We start from the raw sequence: 18,841 nt of genomic DNA on the forward strand, positions 1-18,841 counted from the left end.
TTCTTTATGGGCTAGACTCAACCCCTGTTAGTGTCACCTGATCCTTATTTTTTGGGGTAAAATAACAAGTTCCGGAGTGAGAAAAAAAGCAGACATTCCGCTCTAAATCTCATATCCTGTGCGGCGTCACGCGGTGTTTGCTGGCTGGGTATCACAAAGTAACAAAGTGTTATTTTTCGTTATAAAATAATTTCAGGCCAGTCCTGATGCGGCTTGTAGCCCAATAACTGAAAATTGCCAACCAGCGCGCCGATTACTGCACAGAAACTTGACCTGGATTAAACCATTGCGGGTCTGCTTTCGTTACTTTACAACATATCCATACTGACACGGTGGGTCAGGTCGCTTCAAAAACGACCAATCCACCAAAAAATATCAATAATATGGGGTGAAACCATGTACGAGAAGTCTGTTGTTATTACTGCTGAAAACGGCCTGCACACCCGTCCGGCAGCTCAGTTCGTGAAAGAAGCCAAAGAATTCCAAAGCGAGATCACTGTGGTCTCTGGTGGCAAGTCCGCCAGCGCCAAGAGCCTGTTCAAGCTGCAGACCCTGGGCCTGACCAAGGGTACCAACGTAACTATCCAGGCTGATGGCCCGGATGCTCAGCAAGCTGTTGAGAAGCTGGTTGCCCTGATGGACGAGCTGGAGTAATCCAGCTTTAGATTCCTCCCCCACAGTCGTTTTAATAGGAAGGATTATGATATCTGGCATTCTTGCGTCCCCCGGTATCGCATTCGGTAAGGCGCTTCTTCTGAAAGAAGATGAAATCGTTATCAATCAGGGCAAAATCTCTGCTGACCAGATTGATGCCGAGATCAACCGTTTCCTCGAAGCTCGTACCAAGTCAGCTACCCAGCTGGAAGCCATCAAAGAGATGGCCGGTCGCACCTTCGGTGAGGAAAAAGAGGCCATCTTCGAAGGCCACATCATGCTGCTCGAAGATGAGGAGCTGGAAGGGGATATCAAATCCTTCATCAAAGAGAACAAGGCTTCCGCTGACAAAGCCATCTATGAGGTGATCGAACAGTACGCCAAGATGATGGCCGAGCTGGATGACCCTTATCTGCGCGAACGCGCTACCGACTTCCGTGACATCGGTACCCGTCTGGTCAAGAACGTACTGGGCATCGCCGTTGTCAACCTGAGCACCATCGACGAAGAGGTGATTCTGGTCGCCAAAGACCTGACCCCGTCTGAAACCGCTCAGATTAACCTGAAATATGTGCTGGGTTTCGTCACCGACATCGGTGGCCGTACCTCTCACACCTCCATCATGGCCCGCTCCCTGGAGCTGCCGGCCGTGGTAGGCACCAACGACATCACCGAGCGCGTCAAGAACGGTGACATGCTGGTGCTGGATGCGATCAACAACCAGATCATCATCAATCCGACCGCTGAACAACTGACCGAAGCCAAGAAGTTCCAGGCTCAGTTCCAGGCCGAGAAAGATGAGCTGGCCAAGCTGAAAGATCTGCCTGCCATCACGCTGGATGGTCACCAGGTCGAAGTGTGCGCCAACATCGGTACCGTCAAGGATACCGAAGGTGCCATCCGCAACGGCGCCGAAGGCGTGGGTCTGTACCGTACCGAGTTCCTGTTCATGGACCGTGACGCGCTGCCGACCGAAGAAGAGCAGTTCAAAGCCTACAAAGAAGTGGCCGAAGCGATGCCGGATCAGCCGATCATCGTGCGTACCATGGACATTGGCGGCGACAAAGAGCTGCCGTACATGAATTTCCCGAAAGAGATGAACCCCTTCCTGGGCTGGCGTGCCGTGCGTATTTTCTTCGACCGCGAAGACATCATGCACGCTCAGCTGCGGGCCATTCTGCGCGCCTCTGCCTTCGGCAAACTGCGCATCATGTTCCCGATGATCATCTCTGTCGAAGAGTTCCGTAGCCTGAAAGCTACCGTAGAGACGCTGAAGGCCGAACTGCGTGCCGAAGGCAAAGCCTTTGATGAATCAATCGAAGTGGGTATCATGATCGAGACCCCGGCCGCTGCCGTGATGGCTCATCATCTGGCCAAGGAAGTGGATTTCTTCAGTATCGGTACCAACGACCTGACCCAGTACACCCTGGCTGTCGATCGTGGTAACGAGATGATCTCCGCCATGTACAACCCGCTGTCACCCTCCGTCCTGACCCTGATCAAGATGGTTATCGATGCGTCCCACGCCGAAGGCAAGTGGACCGGTATGTGTGGTGAACTGGCTGGTGACGAGCGCGCTACCCTGCTGCTGCTGGGTATGGGTCTGGATGAGTTCTCCATGAGCGCCATCTCTGTACCGCGTATCAAGAAGCTTATCCGCAACACCAACTTCGAAGATGTGAAGGCAATGGCTGATCAAGCACTGAGCTTTGCCACCGCCGCTGAAATCGAAGCATGCGTAGATAACTTTATTAAGCAGAAAGCAGTCTGCTAAGATCGGCTGCAAACAGCGACAAATCATCTCTAGGAGCTTTATATGGGTCTGTTTGATAAACTGAAGAAACTGGTTTCCGACGATAGCTCTGACACCGGCGGCATCGAAATTTTTGCTCCGCTGTCTGGCGAAATCGTGCCGATCGAAGATGTGCCTGACGTTGTCTTCGCCGAGAAGATCGTTGGTGACGGTATTGCCATCAAGCCGGCTGGCAACAAGATGGTTGCTCCGTGCGATGGTACCATCGGCAAGATTTTCGAGACCAACCATGCGTTCTCTCTGGAATCCGACTCCGGTATCGAGCTGTTCGTTCACTTCGGTATCGACACCGTTGAACTGAAAGGCGAAGGCTTCAAGCGTATCGCTCAGGAAGGTCAACAGGTCAAGCGCGGCGACACCATCATCGAGTTCGATCTGGCCGTTCTGGAAGCGAAAGCCAAGTCTACCCTGACTCCGGTTGTCATCTCCAACATGGACGAGATCAAAGAGCTGATCAAAATGACTGGTGCCGTGACTGTGGGCGAGACCCCGGTTATCCGTATCAAGAAGTAATGCCGGCTGGCTCACGCCAGTTGCGCAGTAAAAAACCGAAGCCTTGTGCTTCGGTTTTTTTATGGCCGCGAGTCGGCTTCCCTTTCTGGTGATCACTCTATTCCGTCGAGATGACAACCCGGTTACGCCCCAGATCCTTGGCCTGATAAAGGGCCCGGTCGGCCATCATCAGCAGATAGTCGATGCTCTCCTGCCCCTTCATGCTGGCACACCCCAGACTGATGGTGAGGGAGAGCTGCTTCCCCTGCCATGGCAAGCGGGTGGAACTGACATGCTGGCGCAGCTGTTCGGCGCGCCGTGCCGCCTGTTCAATATCGCAACCAGGCAGGATCAGCAGGAACTCCTCCCCGCCCCAACGGGCCAGACTCTCCCCCGGCAACAGCTGGCTCGCCATGGCGTGGGCGACGGCGCAGAGCGCGGCATCACCCGCAGGGTGGCCGTAGCGGTCATTGACCTGTTTGAAATGGTCGATATCTCCCAGCACTACCGAGAGGGGCTCACCTTGCAACCAAAGGGCCTGCAGCTGTTGCTGGGCGCCGCGCCGGTTGGTCAGTTCGGTGAGCGGATCGGTGCAGGAGAGGCGGCTCACCTCTTCCACCATACACTGCAGATCGTGGATATCGCGAAAGGTGACGATATGGCCATCCGGGATGGCATCGGCTCCCAGCTGGGCAGTGACGATAAACCAGCGCGACTGACCGCTCTTGCAGCGGATCAGCGCAGGCATTTCGGCGACCTCCAGCCCTTGCGACAAGCTCTGTTCCACCTGGGAGTGCCAGGAGTCGATGATGGTGCGGCGATACCCTTCATCCGGGTAGGCGACCTGAAACCAGGAGGCCATGTCCGGCAAATCGTCAAGGTTGTAGCCCAGCTGCTCAATAAAGGCTTTATTCAGAAAGCGGTGGCGCCGCTGCGGGATCATGTCGGGTGAGCCGCCATCGTGACGGGCAATGGATTCGGACACCAGAATAGGCAGCGGGATCACATCGAAGGAGCGAAACAGGATCTGTTGCAGTTCTCGGTTATTCATAGGAAAAGCGGCTCCACGATGCATCTTTTACATGCTTTACCATAGGTCAGACCTGTTTGGTGGTAAACCGATTTATAGCGGTTCCGCCGCCGGTTTTTCAGCCAAAGGAAAAGGCGAGAAAATGGCAGAGTTGTGTGCCGTGACCGTATCGGGTGAAAGCAGGGCAGGCTGAGGAGAAGCGGCGGGGCAAAAGGGTCAAAAAAAAACCACATGGTCAGGCACATGTGGGTCGGGAAAAACCAGACAGGGTAAAACAGACACTCCCTGTGTCGGTCATCTTCAGCTCAGGTGGAGGTGGTCCATCTGCTGGAGCTTTTCGGGCCAGGGCCCTTGCTGGTGGTCACCAAATCTTCACGCGCTCGGAAGGTGGCAGATAGAGCTTGTCTCCCGGCTTGATGGCAAAGGCGCGATAGAAGGCCGGCATATTAGCGACGACGCCATTGACCCGGTACTCCAGCGGCGAGTGGGGATCTGTCTTGAGCAGAACGGCAGCGAGCTCGGGCCGGTACTTCCCTTTCCACACCTGCGCCCAGCCGATAAAGAATCGCTGCTCGGCGGTGAAGCCATCGAGCACAGCTGACTTGCGGTTGCCCAGGGCGAGCTGGTACGCCTTGTGGGCGATGGTCAGGCCGCCGAGATCGCCGATGTTCTCGCCAAGGGTCAGCTGGCCGTTGACATGCTCCCCCTTGATGGGCTCGAAACGGTCGTACTGTTTTGCCAGTTTTTGCGCTCTGGCGGTGAACTCCTTGAGATCGGCCGGAGCCCACCAGTTGTGCAAGGCACCGTTGCCATCGAATTTGGCCCCCTGATCATCGAAACCATGGCTCAGCTCGTGACCGATGACCGCGCCGATAGCTCCATAGTTGACAGCATCATCCGCCTTCAGATCGAAGTAGGGCGGTTGCAGGATGGCGGCCGGAAAGACGATCTCGTTGTTGTTCGGGTTGTAGTAGGCATTCACCGTTTGCGGATTGTCGAACCACTCCTCCCGATCCACCGGTTGATGGAGGCGGGCAAGGTGCTCGTTGTAACGCACTGTGGCCGCGCGCTGGGCATTGCCGACCAGATCATCGGGACGGATCTCGATTGCGCTGTAATCCTGCCACTGGTCGGGATAGCCGATCTTGACCCGTACCTTGGCCAGTTTTGCCAGCGCCTGCTGTTTGGTCGGGGCAGACATCCAGTCGAGCCCACCGATCTCCTGGCGATAGGCGGCGATCAGATTGCGCACCATGGTCGCCATCTGTGCCTTGGCTTCGGCCGGGAAGTAGCGCTCCACGTAGAGTTTGCCCACCGCCTGACCCAGATAGTCGTCCAGCACCTCCATGGCCTGCTTCCAGGGCTCCCGCTGCCGGGGGATGCCGCTCAGGGTTGTACCGTAGAAAGCGAAGTGCAGGGCATTGCTCTGGCTGTCGAGATAGGGCGCATAAGTACGTAGCAGATGGAACAGGCAGTAGGATTGCCACTGCGCGATGCTGGTCTCCTGCATCACGGCGGTCAGCTTCTCCAGATAGTCCGGCTCACTGACGATGATCTCCGTTTCCCCGGCGATACCGGCCTCTGTCAGGTAGCGTTGCCAATCCAGGGTGGGCAGCAACTGACTTAGGCGGGCGATGGGCAGTTTGTTGTAGGTGAGGTTGTCATCCCGCCGCTTGACTCTGTCCCACTGCAGGCTGGCGAGCCGGGTCTCCAGCGCCAGAATGCGATGGGCCTGTTCGCTCGCCCCCTCGACGCCGGCATGGTTGAGCAGGGCGGTAATGAACTGCTCGTAGCTGGCCCGCAGTGCCTTGCTGGCGGCATCTGCTTTCAGGTAGTAGTCCCGATCCGGCAGACCGAGGCCGGATTGCTGCAGGTAGATCCCGTAGCTGTCAGGCTGTTTCTTGTCGGCCATGAACCCGATACCAAAGGGAGCGCCGCCCCCCAGCTTGCTGACTCGGGCAAAGTAGGTGGCCAGCGAGGCGCCATCATGGATGGCCATGATCTCGTCGCGCAGCGGCTGAATGGGGGTCAGCCCTTTGGCATCCCGCCCGGCCTGATCCAGATAGCTGGCGTAGAGATCGGCGATCTGCTGGTGAGGGGTTCCGGCCTGTTGCGGGCGCTTGAGCAGCTCCTCCAGCAACACCTTGCGATCCTCCAGCGACTTGTCCGCCAGCAGATTGCCGATGGTCTGCCCAGGCAAGTCATCCGGTATTTGGGTCCGGGCCAGCCAGTTGCCGTTGACGTGGCGAAACAGATCGTCCGCCGCGCGCACGCTGTTATCCATGCTGGCCAGATCCACCCCGGAGTGGCCGCTGGTGGCACAGGCGCATGGGGCCAGGCCAAGCAAGGCCAGCGCAATGAGGCTGGCGATCATGCTGCGCTGCTGTTTCATCGTGAGTGTCCTGTATGGGGAGTCGGTGGTGAATTGGCTGTAACCGCTGGCCAATCAGCTGCGAACGACCGAGAGGAAGCGACCGTCGTGATTGAAGGTGCAGGTAAAGTCGACCGCATCATCATCGGTCTCGTACTGGCCATAGACCTTGTATCTGTGGCCACTCTCTTCTGCCGACTCGGTGGTGATATCGCGCGGGGAGACATGGAATTTGCTGGCCGCTTCCCCCGAGCAGTAGCGGGGCATCTTGCTGGTGGCCATATGCTGGTCATTGCTATCGTCATGTTGGCCATCATGCTCGTGTTTGTTATCGCTGTGCTTTTTCCCGGCGTAATAGCCAGCGGCACCGATGGCACCCAGCGCAGCTGCACCTATCAGGACTTTCTTGGTGTCCATATTCTGGCAGCCGCTCAATGCCAGACAGGCGGCCAACCCCATTACCATCAAGGAGTGTTTCATCTCTCGGATCCTTTCAATTATCAAATGAGCAAGTCGGTGTCAGCCGGGCGGTGGTCACTGGGCCCGGCGCTGGAATGGCGCCACTTTGCAATGGTCAGGATGAAGAGGACACTCAAATAAAATTAAAAAAAGTTATAAAAGTCCGGGAGCCGGAGCGAGCGCGGTATGGGGTAAGCAGTGAGGGGAGAAGGGCGCGGGTTTCATCCATGCGGTAAGTAGTGGTGTGGGGCAAGTGTCTGTTTTTATAGTTTTATTTCTCTTTATATTTTATCAAGGGTGATGGCTGCACTGTTGTGCGGCGGCCAGCCATGCTGGCGGTGGATAGCCGTCTCTATCTTCATCAACTGGGCATAAAAAAGCCGCTCACCTGGGTGAGCGGCTGTTGCCATCAGAACCGTGCAGTTCGCTATCAGGCTGGCTGCTTGCCATCTTCCGCGGGCGGCGGCAGGGCGGCGGAGTTGGACTCCACCTTCTGCTCTTCGCCCTGCATGTTCTTGATGTAGACATCCATCTGGTTGAAGGCGATCTCGATGCCGTTCTCGCGGAACAGCTGGTCGATCTTGCGGTTCAACTCGTCCACCGCCGGGTTGCGATCACCCAGTTCGCTCACGAAGAAGCGCAGCTCGTGATCCAGAGTGCTGGCGCCAAAGGTGAGGAAGTAGACGATGGGAGCCGGGTCTTTCAGTACCCGACTGTTTTCGTCGGCAGCCTGCTTGAGCAGGGTGCGGGTCAGCTCGAGATCCGAGCCATACGCCACGCCCACCCGTACGATCACCCGGGTGACGGTATCACTCAGCGACCAGTTGATGAGCCGTTCGGTCATCAGTTGCTGGTTGGGGATGATCACCTCTTTGCGATCGAAGTCAGTCAGGGTGGTGGCGCGAATGCGGATCCGCGAGACGGTACCGGAGAAGGAGCCGATGGTGACGGTGTCACCGATCCGCACCGGACGTTCGAACAGGATGATGATGCCGGAGACGAAGTTGGAGAGGATCTCCTTCATGCCGAAACCGATACCGACTGACAGACCACCCGCTACCCACTGCAGCTTGTCCCACTGCACGCCCATCATGGAGAGAGCGGTCAGGGAGCCAAAGCCGATCAGCACGTAGTTGAGCATGGTGGTGATGGCGTAGGCGGTCCCCTGAGCCAGGTTGAGCTTGGAGAGCACCAGCACCTCCAGCAAGCCCGGCAAGTTGCGCGCCAGTGACCAGGCACCTCCGAGCAGCAGGAAGCCGATCAGCACGTCACTCAGGCTGATGGGGAACAGCACGGCGTTGGCGCCGGTGCCTTCACTGCGGTGCCACAGCACCATGCTGTCGAGGTAAGAGAATACCGCCACCAAATCGGACCAGAGCCAGTAGAAGGCGACGCCGAAGATCAGCATCAGCACGGTACGGGTGAGACGCAGGGACTGCTGGCTGACATCCTCCAGATCCATGGGCTGCTCTTCGATGGACTCGCCACCTTCCGCATCTTCCGAAGATTTGTGCTCACGCTTGGCAACCGCACGGCGATAGGCCAGACGACGGGCAGCCAGCTCCAGACCACGCAGGGCGGTGCGGTAGACCAGGCTCCAGATGATGATGAGGTAGAAGGATTCGATCAGGCGACCGGTCAGCTTCAGCGCGGTGTAGTAGTAACCGAGCACGGCCAGCACGATCAGCGCCACCGGCGCCAGCGCCAGGGCGATGGCGATCAGCGACTTCTGCATGCTCGCCTCGCCCTTGATGCGGGCGCGGGAGATGGGGAACACCAGATAGGCGGCCAGCCCCAGCAGGGTCAGGGTCATGGCCTGGCCGATCACGTCGTTGCCCAAGGTGGAGGGTTCAACCACTGCCTTGGTCGCGAGCATGATGAGCGGCAGCAGTGGCAACCAGATGTAGCGCATGCTGTTGCGCTTGGCCTGCAGCTCCGCTTTCGGGATCCGGAAGTGGGTTTCGGCGATGCCGCCCGGGCGCATCACCGCCAGATAGACGCTGAACACCAGATAGCCGAGGGCGAGGTTCAGGGTGATCTGGAACATCAACTTGGGACTGAGCAGACCGCAGTAGGTGAGCAGCAGACCGCCAGCCAGAATGAACATGCTGCCCGGCAGGCGTTGCAGCACGGTATAGAGCAGGGCGCGCGGGGTGTGCCACTGGCTGTCTTGACGGAAACGGCCAAGGTCCTTGGTGATCTTCTTCTCGCGCTCAACCAGCGCCGGACGTTTCCAGACCAGCAGGCCGCCGATCAGCAGCAGCGGGAAGGCGAGCAGGGAGATCCCCAGCAGCTCTTCGCGCCAGCGTTTCCAGTCCGGTTTCAATACCCAGTCGGAGGCCTGTTTGTAGGCCTGGGCGGGCCAGCTGATAAACCACTTGCTGTCGATGGGCTTGTTGCTGCTTACCCAGAAGATATGTTGCTGCAGGGTAAATTCGATAGAGGCATAGACCCGTGCCAGCTGCTGCTGGGTCAGCTGCAGGCTGATGGCGTTGGTAAGCTGGCTGTCGAGTTGGCGGTTGAGCTGATCGAGCAGATTGATACGGGTATCGAGCAGCTTGGCAAGGCTCTCCTTGTCCTCCTCGCTCACCGGATCCTTGCTGCCGGCGATCAGATTGTCCAGATAGAGGTTCTTCTGGAACAGTTGGTCACGCTGCTGGCTCAGTTCAAACTGGGCCAGATGGAGATCGGCAATTTGCTCTTCCAGATTTTTGACGGCGATGGTGGGCGCCGCCTCCAGCTGCTGGTAGAGCTGATAGAGGATGCGCGACAGCAGCAGATTGCCCTTGAGCATCTGCACCTGTTCATTGAGGTTGCGCTCGGTCTGGATGCCACGCTCCAGCCAGCTCTTGGCTTGCAGGTTTTTCTGGACCAGCGAGTTGAGGCTGGTGGTGGCACCGATGAGCTGCTGGCTGAGCTGGTGGTTGAGCTCCTGCTCTTTTTGCACCAGCGGGCTGTCTTCGGTCGCCACCAGTTCACCGGTCTGCTCGGCGGTTTTTTCTGTGTCGCCGAGGCGCTTGGCGCTGCTCTGATCCTGCAACAGCTGCAGTTTCTGCTCTTCGCTGGCGAGACGGGCACTCTGGTAGTCGCGCTGCTTGATCGCCAGATCCTGCATGCTGGTTCGGTTATCCAGCTCCTTTTGCAGGTGGGCCAGTTGCAGGTCGAGCAGGGCCAGCTCGGCACCGAGCTTCATCTTCTCGGCGCTGGAGACGCTTTCACCGGCGTTGAGGCGGGTACGGATCTCCTGACTGCGCTGGTAGGCGCGGCTCATGCTGGCCTGGGCCCGCTCCGGCAGGGTCTGCAAGCTGGTGAGCTGGCTGCCGATGGCGCCGAGGGCCTCCTGGGCCGCCTGCATGTTGGCCAGCACTTCCGGCTGACGGCTGTCGAGCTCTGCCAGACTCATGCTGGCGTATTCGCTCTTGATCTGCTCGGCACTCTTGCCCTTGGTCAGAGCATCGAGCTTGGCGCTGATCTCTCTGAGTTCGGTGGGCAGGTTGCGGATCCGCTGGGCCTGGGTCTTGGCCTTTGCCTCTTCCTTGTCGATGCTGTCAAGCAGGGCGAGGGTTTCGGTCAGCAACTTCTGATCCGCTTGCTGACTGACGGTCAGGGTCTCTGATTTACCCAGACCATCCAGCGCTCGCTGAACTGTGTTGCGAGAGGGGACATCTTGCGCCATGGCTTGCGGAACGCAGAGGCTGGCGAGGAGACAGAGCAGCGGCAACAAGGTAGCCGAGACTCTTTTAAAACGTATTGAGGGCATATAACTTCCGGGTTATTACGCGATATTCGGGAGATTTCCCGCATAGATTAAATTCGCGTGGATTCTAACACCGGGCTTGTCAGGTAAGCAGGGGGGAGGGACAAAAAAAACGGCGCCCGCAGGCGCCGTTTTCAACTCGTTCAGCTCTGATTAAAGAACGTGAACAGAAGCGGTGTTGGTGGTGCCGCTCGGTACCAGAGCACCGGAGACCATCACAACCACGTCACCTTTCAGACCCATGCCGATTTCCAGCGCGGCTTCTTTACCGATGCGATAGAAATCGTCGGTAGAGGCGATGCTGTCAACCACGTGAGCAACCACACCCTTGGTCAGAACCAGCTGGGCAGCAGTTTTCTTGTTGGTGGTGATAGCCAGGATCCAGGCTTTCGGGAAGTACTTGCGAATGGCCTTGGCAGATTTGCCGCCTTCGGTAGCAACCACGATCAGCGGGGCGTCCAGCTTCTCGGAGGTCTCTACGGCGCCTTTACATACGGCTTCGGTGATGCGCAGCTTGTTGCTGTCGTTGGCAGCAGACAGGTTGGACGGCATCACGGCATCGGTACGCTCGCAGATGGTGGCCATGATGGTCACGGCTTCCAGCGGGTACTTACCCTTGGCGGATTCACCGGACAGCATGACTGCGTCGGTACCGTCCAGGATGGCGTTGGCCACGTCACCAGCTTCGGCGCGGGTCGGACGCGGGTTCTTGATCATGGAGTCCAGCATTTGGGTGGCAGTGATAACCACTTTGCGGGCTTTGTTGCACTTGGCGATGATCATCTTCTGGGCGAAGATAACTTCTTCAACCGGGATCTCTACACCCATGTCGCCACGAGCAACCATGATGCCGTCGGAAACAGCCAGGATCTCGTCGAAGTTGTCCAGACCTTCCTGGTTTTCGATCTTGGAGATGATCTGGATGTTCTCGCCACCGTGGGCTTTCAGGTGCTCACGGATTTCCAGAACGTCTTCTTTCTTACGGATGAAAGAAGCAGCAACGAAATCAACGCCTTGCTCGCAACCAAAGATCAGGTCGCGCTTGTCTTTCTCGGCCAGGGCCGGCAGCTTGATGGAGACGCCCGGCAGGTTAACGCCTTTGTTCTCGCCCAGGTCACCGTTGTTCAGCACTTTACAGATAACTTCGCGCTCGGTGATTTCGATGACGTCCAGACCGATCAGGCCGTCATCAACCAGGATGCGGTTGCCGACGCGCAGATCGTTGGCGAAACCTGCATAGGTCACGGCCACTTTGTCTTTGTTGCCAACCACGGTCTGGTCGGTGGTGAAGGTGAAAGTCTGGCCAGCGACCAGCGCGACGTCGTTGCCGCCTTCCAGCTTCATGGTACGGATTTCCGGACCCTTGGTGTCCAGCAGGATAGCTGCGTGCTTGCCGGTCTCGGCCATCACAGCGCGCAGGTTGCTGATGCGGCTGCCGTGCTCGGCGTAGTCACCGTGGGAGAAGTTCAGGCGCATGACGTTCATGCCGGCGTCCAGCATTTTGGCCAGCATTTCTTTGGATTCGGTCTTCGGACCGATGGTGCAGACAATTTTGGTCTTTTTCATGTCAATCTTCATGGTTAAGGAATTTCCGCCGAGCAATATACACCAGTTTTTGGAATCTTTTTATGATCCAGAAACAACGTTTTGACCAGATAACGTTTTCTTTTCAGGGATAACGTTTTCCTGTGAGTCACATTTTAGAGCATACGGCCACAGGTTCGGGCTGAAGGGATACAAATGTTGCCATCTGTGGTTGTTTGGCCGGGTTGAGGTTCAGATGTTGTAAAATGACCACCCGTCCGCTGTCACCGTCTTGTCACCGGCTTGCGCAAAAATGTTAGTTCATTGGCGCAAGGGTGAAGGAGGTCGGGATGAAAAACAGCCATGAAACCGGATGGGCTCTGTTCTTGCTGGGCGCCGCCCTGCTGCTGGTTCAGACACTGCCAGCCCGCTACTGGCCTGATAATGCGCGACTGCTGGCGATCTTCTCCCATCCGGTGGAAGGGGAGGTGGCCGCCGAGGGATTGGCGTGGCGAGAGTGGCAGGATCATACAGCCGCGACCCGGATGGCGCTTCGTGTAGCCCGACCGCTGCCGGATGAGCCGCAGCCTTGATATCTATTGCCGATTCCCTGTCGTGAAGGCGTGAAATTATCAACCATTGGTTGATAGTGCTTATCTATTTTGCTGGATTGTTCACCTTTAATGGCAGGGGGATAATCGATTCCAACAGCGATATCCCCTCCGGTATCGCCCCCTGATACTTTGTTGGAGTCCGCTTTATGTCCCTCGCCCCCGTCTGGTTTATCTCTCACGGCGCACCGGATCTGGTGCTGCGTGAGCAACCCGCCACCCGCTTTCTGCGAACCCTGCGTCTGGGTGAGCTCAAGGGGCTGGTGGTCATCTCCGCCCACTGGTTCAGCCGCGAGTTGCAGATCAACGTCGAGCCCAAACCGGAGCTGATGTACGACTTTTACGGCTTTCCCGAGCCCCTCTACCGGATGCGCTGGCCTGCCAGCAGCCCCGAGTGGCTGCAACAAGGGGTGAGCGACCAGATGGCACTGGCCGGACTGACCGCCACCCCGGTGCGGCGCGAGCTGGATCACGGAGTCTGGTCGCCCCTATCTCTGATCGACCCAAACAGCGAGATCCCGCTGGTGCAGATCTCCATTCCCGCGAGCTTCACCCCGGCCCAATTGTGGCAGTTGGGAGAGGTATTGGGGGCGCTGCGCAGTCAGGGGATTGGCATCCTCGCCTCTGGCGCCATTACCCACAACCTGCGGGCGCTGGCACCGGCAGGCTCGCCGGTGCCGGAGTGGGCCAGCCAGTTTGTCGACTGGCTGGAGCAGAAGATGGCCGACGAGGATCGGCTGGCGCTGCTCGACTATCGTCGGCTGGCTCCCGGAGCAGTGGAGTCTCATCCCCACGACGATCATCTGCGCCCACTCTTTGTGGCGTTGGGGGCCGCTGATGGTGTGGCGCCCACCCGGTTGCACGAGAGCTGGGATGGCGGCAGCCTCTATATGGGCGCCTACCGCTTCGGCTGAATTGATTTTTATACAGGTAAGGCAAGGAATATCTTATCGGTTTGTCATATGGATAAAGATAGATGGCATAGGCACAAGTGTATTGAGCGTATTCACATTTATCTTGCGGTATTTATAAGGATAAAATTCCTCGCTAAAGCAAAAATACTAATAACAAACAAGATGCTTTCTGTTTAATTATTGATCTGTTAGCCCTGAGTTTAACTTATTGTGTTGCGCACGCTAGGATAACTGTGTAGTTGTTGTTGTGAATGGCGCTTTTTGTGGTTTAAAATTTTGCCGGGTTGTTTATTTGCTGTTTTCGTGAATTACAGGTAAAAGATTCATCTTGTCTTTTCATGAGACAAGATTCTTTTAGTTATTTATGGAAATGGATATGACATATCGGATGTTACTTTTTGGCACGGCCGCCATACTGTTATCACCGCTTGCGATCGCCGATGACAGCTCTTCACAGAAGGAGTCACCATGGGGTGGTCTGTTGGAAGCAGACTATACGAGCAACTTCTATAAAAGGGGCTCTTACCATGAGGCGAGGACCGTTGGTTTAACTGGTATTGTTGATTACACATTCATCAATGATAGCAAGTTGAGCTTGAACTTGGCTGGCTTTCATTCACTGGATAACCCAAAAGGGCAATACTGGCGTGATGGCTGGCTTAAGTATGGTCATTCTGAACTGTTCGACTTGAATAGTTGGGCTACATTGGGCATGGATGGCAGCATTCGTTTGCCAATGTCTGAGCAGAGTAAAAAAGATGATCTTCATACATCCCTGAGGATCGCGACACCTCTAACGATTGATCTCGGTCTGCTTCTAACTTCACTTGAATTTACCTGGCAGTCCAGGGTAATGAAAAATTTTCATGAGTACAAAACTCGGGGTGGCCAGACCCTGAAAGAGTGGACTCTGGAAAATTTGCTGAGCCTTGATTATGCACCTTGGGACAAGTGGTCTTTTAATGCCAGCTTGGTGTTGAACAGTCATTGGAGCTACTCAGGCAACCGTAAAAAGGATGACTACATTCACTCGGAGAGTCTGTTCTACGAGTTTAACGAGTCATGGTCTGTTGGATTGATGTATTCCAATACCGGCATTGTCTATGACCTTGAACGAGGAGCTACAGGTTCTGTATCGCTATATGACAAGCAGAATGCCACTTGGTCTCTGTTGGTTGATTACAGTTTTTAATTAATAAAAATAAAATTAAAAGGAAGGATCCCTTTAATATGATGAAGCAAACAATCATAGCTGCCACAGTCAGCTTTTTTCTATTTGGATGTGGTGCTGGCGATGAGCCTTATAAAGAGGTTCCCAAGGCAGTAGAGCAACAGGCATGGCAGCAGTTTAATACTGATGAGCTTTGGCTTTATGTCCCTTCGACGGCAGATGCTCCGAGATATGCAGTGAACATGGATCCCTTCTTTCAGGGGGAGGAGAAAATTGTCAAACTGCAATTTGTTGAGGAGGGATTGCGGGTTGTTGAGGTCGATAGAGATACAACGGCTCCTGGACAACCACCACGTTGGAATGATGTTGCCCCCGTGTTGACTATTCCTGGCGATTATCTGGATTATCGCTGCGCGGAAGATGCTTATGGAGAATGCACTCGCAAGGAAGAGGTGAATAGCGATGCCAATGTACTTTGGGATCAGAAGCGCTATTTCCATCCCACGTTCAAGGATTTGAAAGGACATGAAGTAAACACCATTGATCTCTGGTACAAAAATGACAACGTGCGGGAAACGGCTACTCCTCGGGTAGTACGGTGGGAGATGGATGCAGCCAAAGGTGTTATTAACGTTGAGCTGGAGCGTACATTTACCGTCAACCGCAGTGCGATGAGCGACTATCTCAATACTGGTTTCAACGACCTCTCTTTTAAAACGAGTTTTTACTACTCACTGGTCAAGCTCGACAAGATTGCATCCAAAGATTATCAGCCGATTCGTTATGCTTCGGCAGATGACGGTGTATTTGGATTTTTTGATTCAACTTTCGAAAAGCTCGATGAACAGGGGGCTGCGACAGATGGTAGTGAACGCGCCTATCTTAACCGTTTTAATCCTGGTAAAAGCACAATTGATTACTACCTGAGCGATACCTTCTTCAAACCGGAAAACAAATTGTTTCTGGATGTTACACTGAGCTCTATCGAGCATATCAACAAGGTATTGGCCGGCACCGGAGTGCCACCGATCAATCTGGTTAATCCGGACAAAGGGAGTGGCAAGCAGGTTGGTGATCTGCGCGTCAATATGATCAACCTGATTGACCGACCGTTGGCCAATGGTTTACTCGGTTATGGTCCATCTGTTGCCAACCCGCTGACAGGTGAAATTGTCAAAGCGCATGTCAACCAGTACTCAGGAGTAATCCGAACTGCGGTACCGCGTACCTGGAACAGTCTTGTGCGTCATTTCAACCGCGGTGATTTGAAGTCTGTTGGTGAAGCAGTCACCGCCGGGGTGACGTTTGAGGCGGTGAACAATGCGGTGTTAACTGCGGAAGGTGGTCGCACCGAGTTCTTGGCGGACAGTGACTTCCAGCAAGTGCAGGATTCCCTGGCAAGCATGCCGCGCCAGAATCAAAAACAAGGGACATCGGCCACATTGGTACAGCCTGGTGTTGATTCGTCACTAGCCGATTTTATCAAGGCTGATGAAGCCAGAATTAAGCGCTGGTCTGAAAATAATGCGTTTGGTGAAGATGCTATCTGGGTATCGTCGACCAGCAAGGGATTGGTATCGGGCATTGACTATCAGGATGCCAGCCTCTATCTGGATGATCAGAAGACTCGCCTTAAAAAATGGAAAGAGCTAAATAGCGAGCAACGTAGCAAGATCAGCGATGCGATTTCAGCACATATGTATCGCTCCACCTTGGTACATGAGCTCGGGCACAATCTGGGGCTGCGTCACAACTTCGCCGGTTCGACGGACAAACAGAACTTCTATTCGGTGGATGAAGCGAAATCCCTGGGACTGCAACATGTTCCTGCTTATAGCTCCATCATGGATTATGCAGCGTCAGAGTTTGACGAGCTCCCTATTTTCGGCCCATATGACAGAGCTGCATTGCGTTTTGCCTATGCTCGTCAAGTAGAAGTGCCATATGGTCAGCCTGATGACGCTGGCCGTCGGCCAACCGCATTGCTGAGTTTGAGTGAGTTGGACACGGCCTATTTGCAGAATGACTACCGTGTGCGCTTTGGTCAGTTAACTGCGCTGAAAGAGCATCTTAAAGATGGGATCCCGCTCTCTTCCTGGAGCAATCTAGACAGCTCTTTCAATACAGCGTTGCAAGATAAGAAGCTGGCGTTGAAAAGCTATGCCTTTTGTACCGATGGTAATGTTTCGCTCAACAGCGACTGTAAGCGATTTGACGAAGGCACCAATCTGGTCGAGATGATGCAGTTCAAACGGCAGTCCTATCTGGACAGCTATGAGCGCCGCAATACCCGTGAAGACAAGCAGACATTCCGTGATGACAACCTGGTTGATTACACCATTGGCCGGATGAGGACATTCTCTGAAGTTCGGGATCTACTGGAAGACTACAAGAATATTGACCGGGTATTTACCCAGCGATTCGGTATCGGTATCAAGCAATTGGCTGCCAACCCTGCTTATTGTAACCCACAGGGCTCCGCTGAAAGTGATTACTGGTTCTGTGATTACAGTAGAGCTGCTGTTGATGCGGCAGATTTTCTGCTGGGTGTGGTTGCCAGACCCGACAAAGTCTGTGAAGTCAAAACAGGGAATGGTGCGATTGAGCAGTTGCCACTGACCAAGCTTTACAGTGACGTGAAGTCATCGCTTCCCAAAGGCAAGTCTTTCCCCGCCAGCTGTTTTGATGCGGATTTCACGGTGGCACTGGAACAGGACTCCAGAGGTTATCAGGTGCTCTCTGAAACGCGCGATGGTGTACCACTGGATTCGGTAAGCCCGAATGATCCCAATCATAAGTACAGCAATGACCGGGATGTATTGGGGTCTTGGCCAGACAAGTTGCTGGCAATGAAGTATCTGGTACAAAGAAGTACGGAGCGCTGGACAGACAATGGCGAAGCAATGGCTTTGGTTGATTTGCCGTTGGTGAAGGAGCGGTTGATTGCGCAGATCCGGGCGATGGTATTGGGTGAGGAGTTGCCACAATGGGTCTCTTTTATCGACAAGGATGGTAAAGAGGTGTACCCCTTTTCCCCATACCGCTGGGAGACCAAGCGCACACTTGAGAGCCTCAGTCCTAGCCTTATGTTGTTGAACCGCTATTTCGGCCTGCCATTCGACGCCAATACACGTCTGGATAAGGCGTTACTGACTCAAATTGAGAAGTGGGGCAAGACAGATGATGTTCGTTTCAGCGATACGGCGCGTACATTGATTGATTATGTCCGTTTGCCTGCTGTGACGACGGATGGATTGCTTGGACGCCAGATAGAGTACAAGGATGCGCGTTATCAGGTATCACCACGCAATGTGCTGGCCAGCGATACCATCAAGTACTACTTCAACAACACGCCAATTGGTGATACCAAGCGTATTGAGGAGTCCTTTAACCTGGTCAATTCCTTCCAGTTTGGCCTGCGTATGCGTGATGTTTATGGCGATATGATCTTGGCGACTCAAACCCGTGATGCATTTCCGTTTGAGGCTAGGTTAAATATGGTTAAAGTGGCTCATACCATTAACGCTGACATGTTGACTTATTTGAAGGATGCCTGGTCGGCGGGTCAGCCTTACCATGCAACCCTTAAATCGCTGGTTATCAGTGGTGCCGGGTTTAAGCTGGATGGGACCACTAAAACCTATACCGATGGTCAGCTGCAGCTTGCGTGGCGGACATTTGACAGCATAGGCAGCACTATCGATCAGAAGTATTGGGCGCTGGTAACCGGCTGGCTACCTGAATGGAGTGCCAAGATTGCAGCAAGACGGGTAGATCCGGCACTTTCTGCAGAGGAGAAGAGTTTCTGGCGTGGTGAAAGGGCTGTTATTGCCTATGTGTTGGCTCAAACCAATAACAAAGGTTTGCAAAATGAACTGTTAAGCCCGCTTGAGGCGCTCCCCAGATAACATGTTGCCATGGTAGCCACAGCGATAGTGGCGGATAGCAATGTGTCTAGTCCTGAAATAGGTTTACACATTTTCAACTAGCATTTCTCTACTCAGAACCCCCTATGTACCGCATCGGGGGTTCTGTATTTCAACGC

At 54.8% G+C, this 18,841-nt stretch carries 12 protein-coding genes; 7 read left to right on the top strand and 5 right to left on the bottom strand.

All coding sequences use genetic code 11. The annotated features are described in order from the left end of the window. Positions 1-396 precede the first annotated feature (396 nt). The 3 genes from AB5Y82_RS08860 to crr are packed head-to-tail and all read left to right on the top strand — an operon-like array spanning position 397 to position 2,980. Positions 397-654 (top strand): HPr family phosphocarrier protein, encoded by a 258-nt coding sequence (locus AB5Y82_RS08860; RefSeq protein WP_005338266.1) that lies wholly within the window; start codon positions 397-399, stop codon positions 652-654. A gap of 46 nt (positions 655-700) precedes the next feature. Then, entirely contained in the window at positions 701-2,428 is a 1,728-nt protein-coding gene (gene ptsI, locus AB5Y82_RS08865; RefSeq protein WP_019446785.1) for a phosphoenolpyruvate-protein phosphotransferase PtsI, read from the top strand. 42 nt (positions 2,429-2,470) lie between these two features. Further along, the gene (gene crr, locus AB5Y82_RS08870; RefSeq protein ID WP_005338264.1) at positions 2,471-2,980 is read left to right on the top strand and encodes a PTS glucose transporter subunit IIA; all 510 of its coding nucleotides are present in this window, start codon (positions 2,471-2,473) and stop codon (positions 2,978-2,980) included. 97 nt (positions 2,981-3,077) lie between these two features. Here crr and AB5Y82_RS08875 read toward each other — a convergent pair whose 3' ends face one another. The 5 genes from AB5Y82_RS08875 to pykF all read right to left on the bottom strand — a co-directional run bounded on the left by AB5Y82_RS08875 (position 3,078) and on the right by pykF (position 12,142). After that, complete coding sequence (locus AB5Y82_RS08875) at positions 3,078-4,010, bottom strand: GGDEF domain-containing protein (protein ID WP_111900413.1); 933 nt, start codon at positions 4,008-4,010, stop codon at positions 3,078-3,080. 340 nt (positions 4,011-4,350) lie between these two features. Then, positions 4,351-6,381: a M13 family metallopeptidase gene (locus tag AB5Y82_RS08880; protein ID WP_368173885.1), complete on the bottom strand. Its 2,031-nt coding sequence runs from the start codon at positions 6,379-6,381 to the stop codon at positions 4,351-4,353. A 54-nt stretch (positions 6,382-6,435) separates the two neighbouring features. After that, positions 6,436-6,840 (bottom strand): hypothetical protein, encoded by a 405-nt coding sequence (locus AB5Y82_RS08885; RefSeq protein WP_139443283.1) that lies wholly within the window; start codon positions 6,838-6,840, stop codon positions 6,436-6,438. Between the two features lie 409 nt (positions 6,841-7,249). Then, the gene (gene mscK, locus AB5Y82_RS08890; RefSeq protein ID WP_368173886.1) at positions 7,250-10,579 is read right to left on the bottom strand and encodes a mechanosensitive channel MscK; all 3,330 of its coding nucleotides are present in this window, start codon (positions 10,577-10,579) and stop codon (positions 7,250-7,252) included. Between the two features lie 150 nt (positions 10,580-10,729). Then, positions 10,730-12,142, bottom strand: a complete 1,413-nt coding sequence (gene pykF / locus AB5Y82_RS08895) for a pyruvate kinase PykF (RefSeq protein ID WP_031227651.1) — start codon at positions 12,140-12,142, stop codon at positions 10,730-10,732. Between the two features lie 308 nt (positions 12,143-12,450). On the opposite strand from pykF, the gene AB5Y82_RS08900 reads away from it, so the two are divergent. From AB5Y82_RS08900 to AB5Y82_RS08915, 4 genes are all read left to right on the top strand, one after another. Continuing rightward, positions 12,451-12,693 carry a hypothetical protein gene (locus tag AB5Y82_RS08900; protein WP_111900417.1) on the top strand — a complete coding sequence of 81 codons (243 nt, stop codon included), beginning with the start codon at positions 12,451-12,453 and terminating at the stop codon, positions 12,691-12,693. Positions 12,694-12,860: 167 nt separating this feature from the next. Then, a complete protein-coding gene (locus tag AB5Y82_RS08905) occupies positions 12,861-13,625 on the top strand; it encodes a class III extradiol ring-cleavage dioxygenase (RefSeq protein ID WP_111900418.1) in 765 nt (254 codons plus the stop codon). A gap of 376 nt (positions 13,626-14,001) precedes the next feature. Beyond that, positions 14,002-14,817 carry a hypothetical protein gene (locus AB5Y82_RS08910; protein ID WP_111900419.1) on the top strand — a complete coding sequence of 272 codons (816 nt, stop codon included), beginning with the start codon at positions 14,002-14,004 and terminating at the stop codon, positions 14,815-14,817. A gap of 38 nt (positions 14,818-14,855) precedes the next feature. After that, the gene (locus AB5Y82_RS08915; RefSeq protein ID WP_368173887.1) at positions 14,856-18,704 is read left to right on the top strand and encodes a zinc-dependent metalloprotease; all 3,849 of its coding nucleotides are present in this window, start codon (positions 14,856-14,858) and stop codon (positions 18,702-18,704) included. Positions 18,705-18,841: the final 137 nt, after the last annotated feature.

Source organism: Aeromonas sp. s13 (assembly GCF_040907905.1).
Lineage (GTDB): Bacteria > Pseudomonadota > Gammaproteobacteria > Enterobacterales > Aeromonadaceae > Aeromonas > Aeromonas veronii.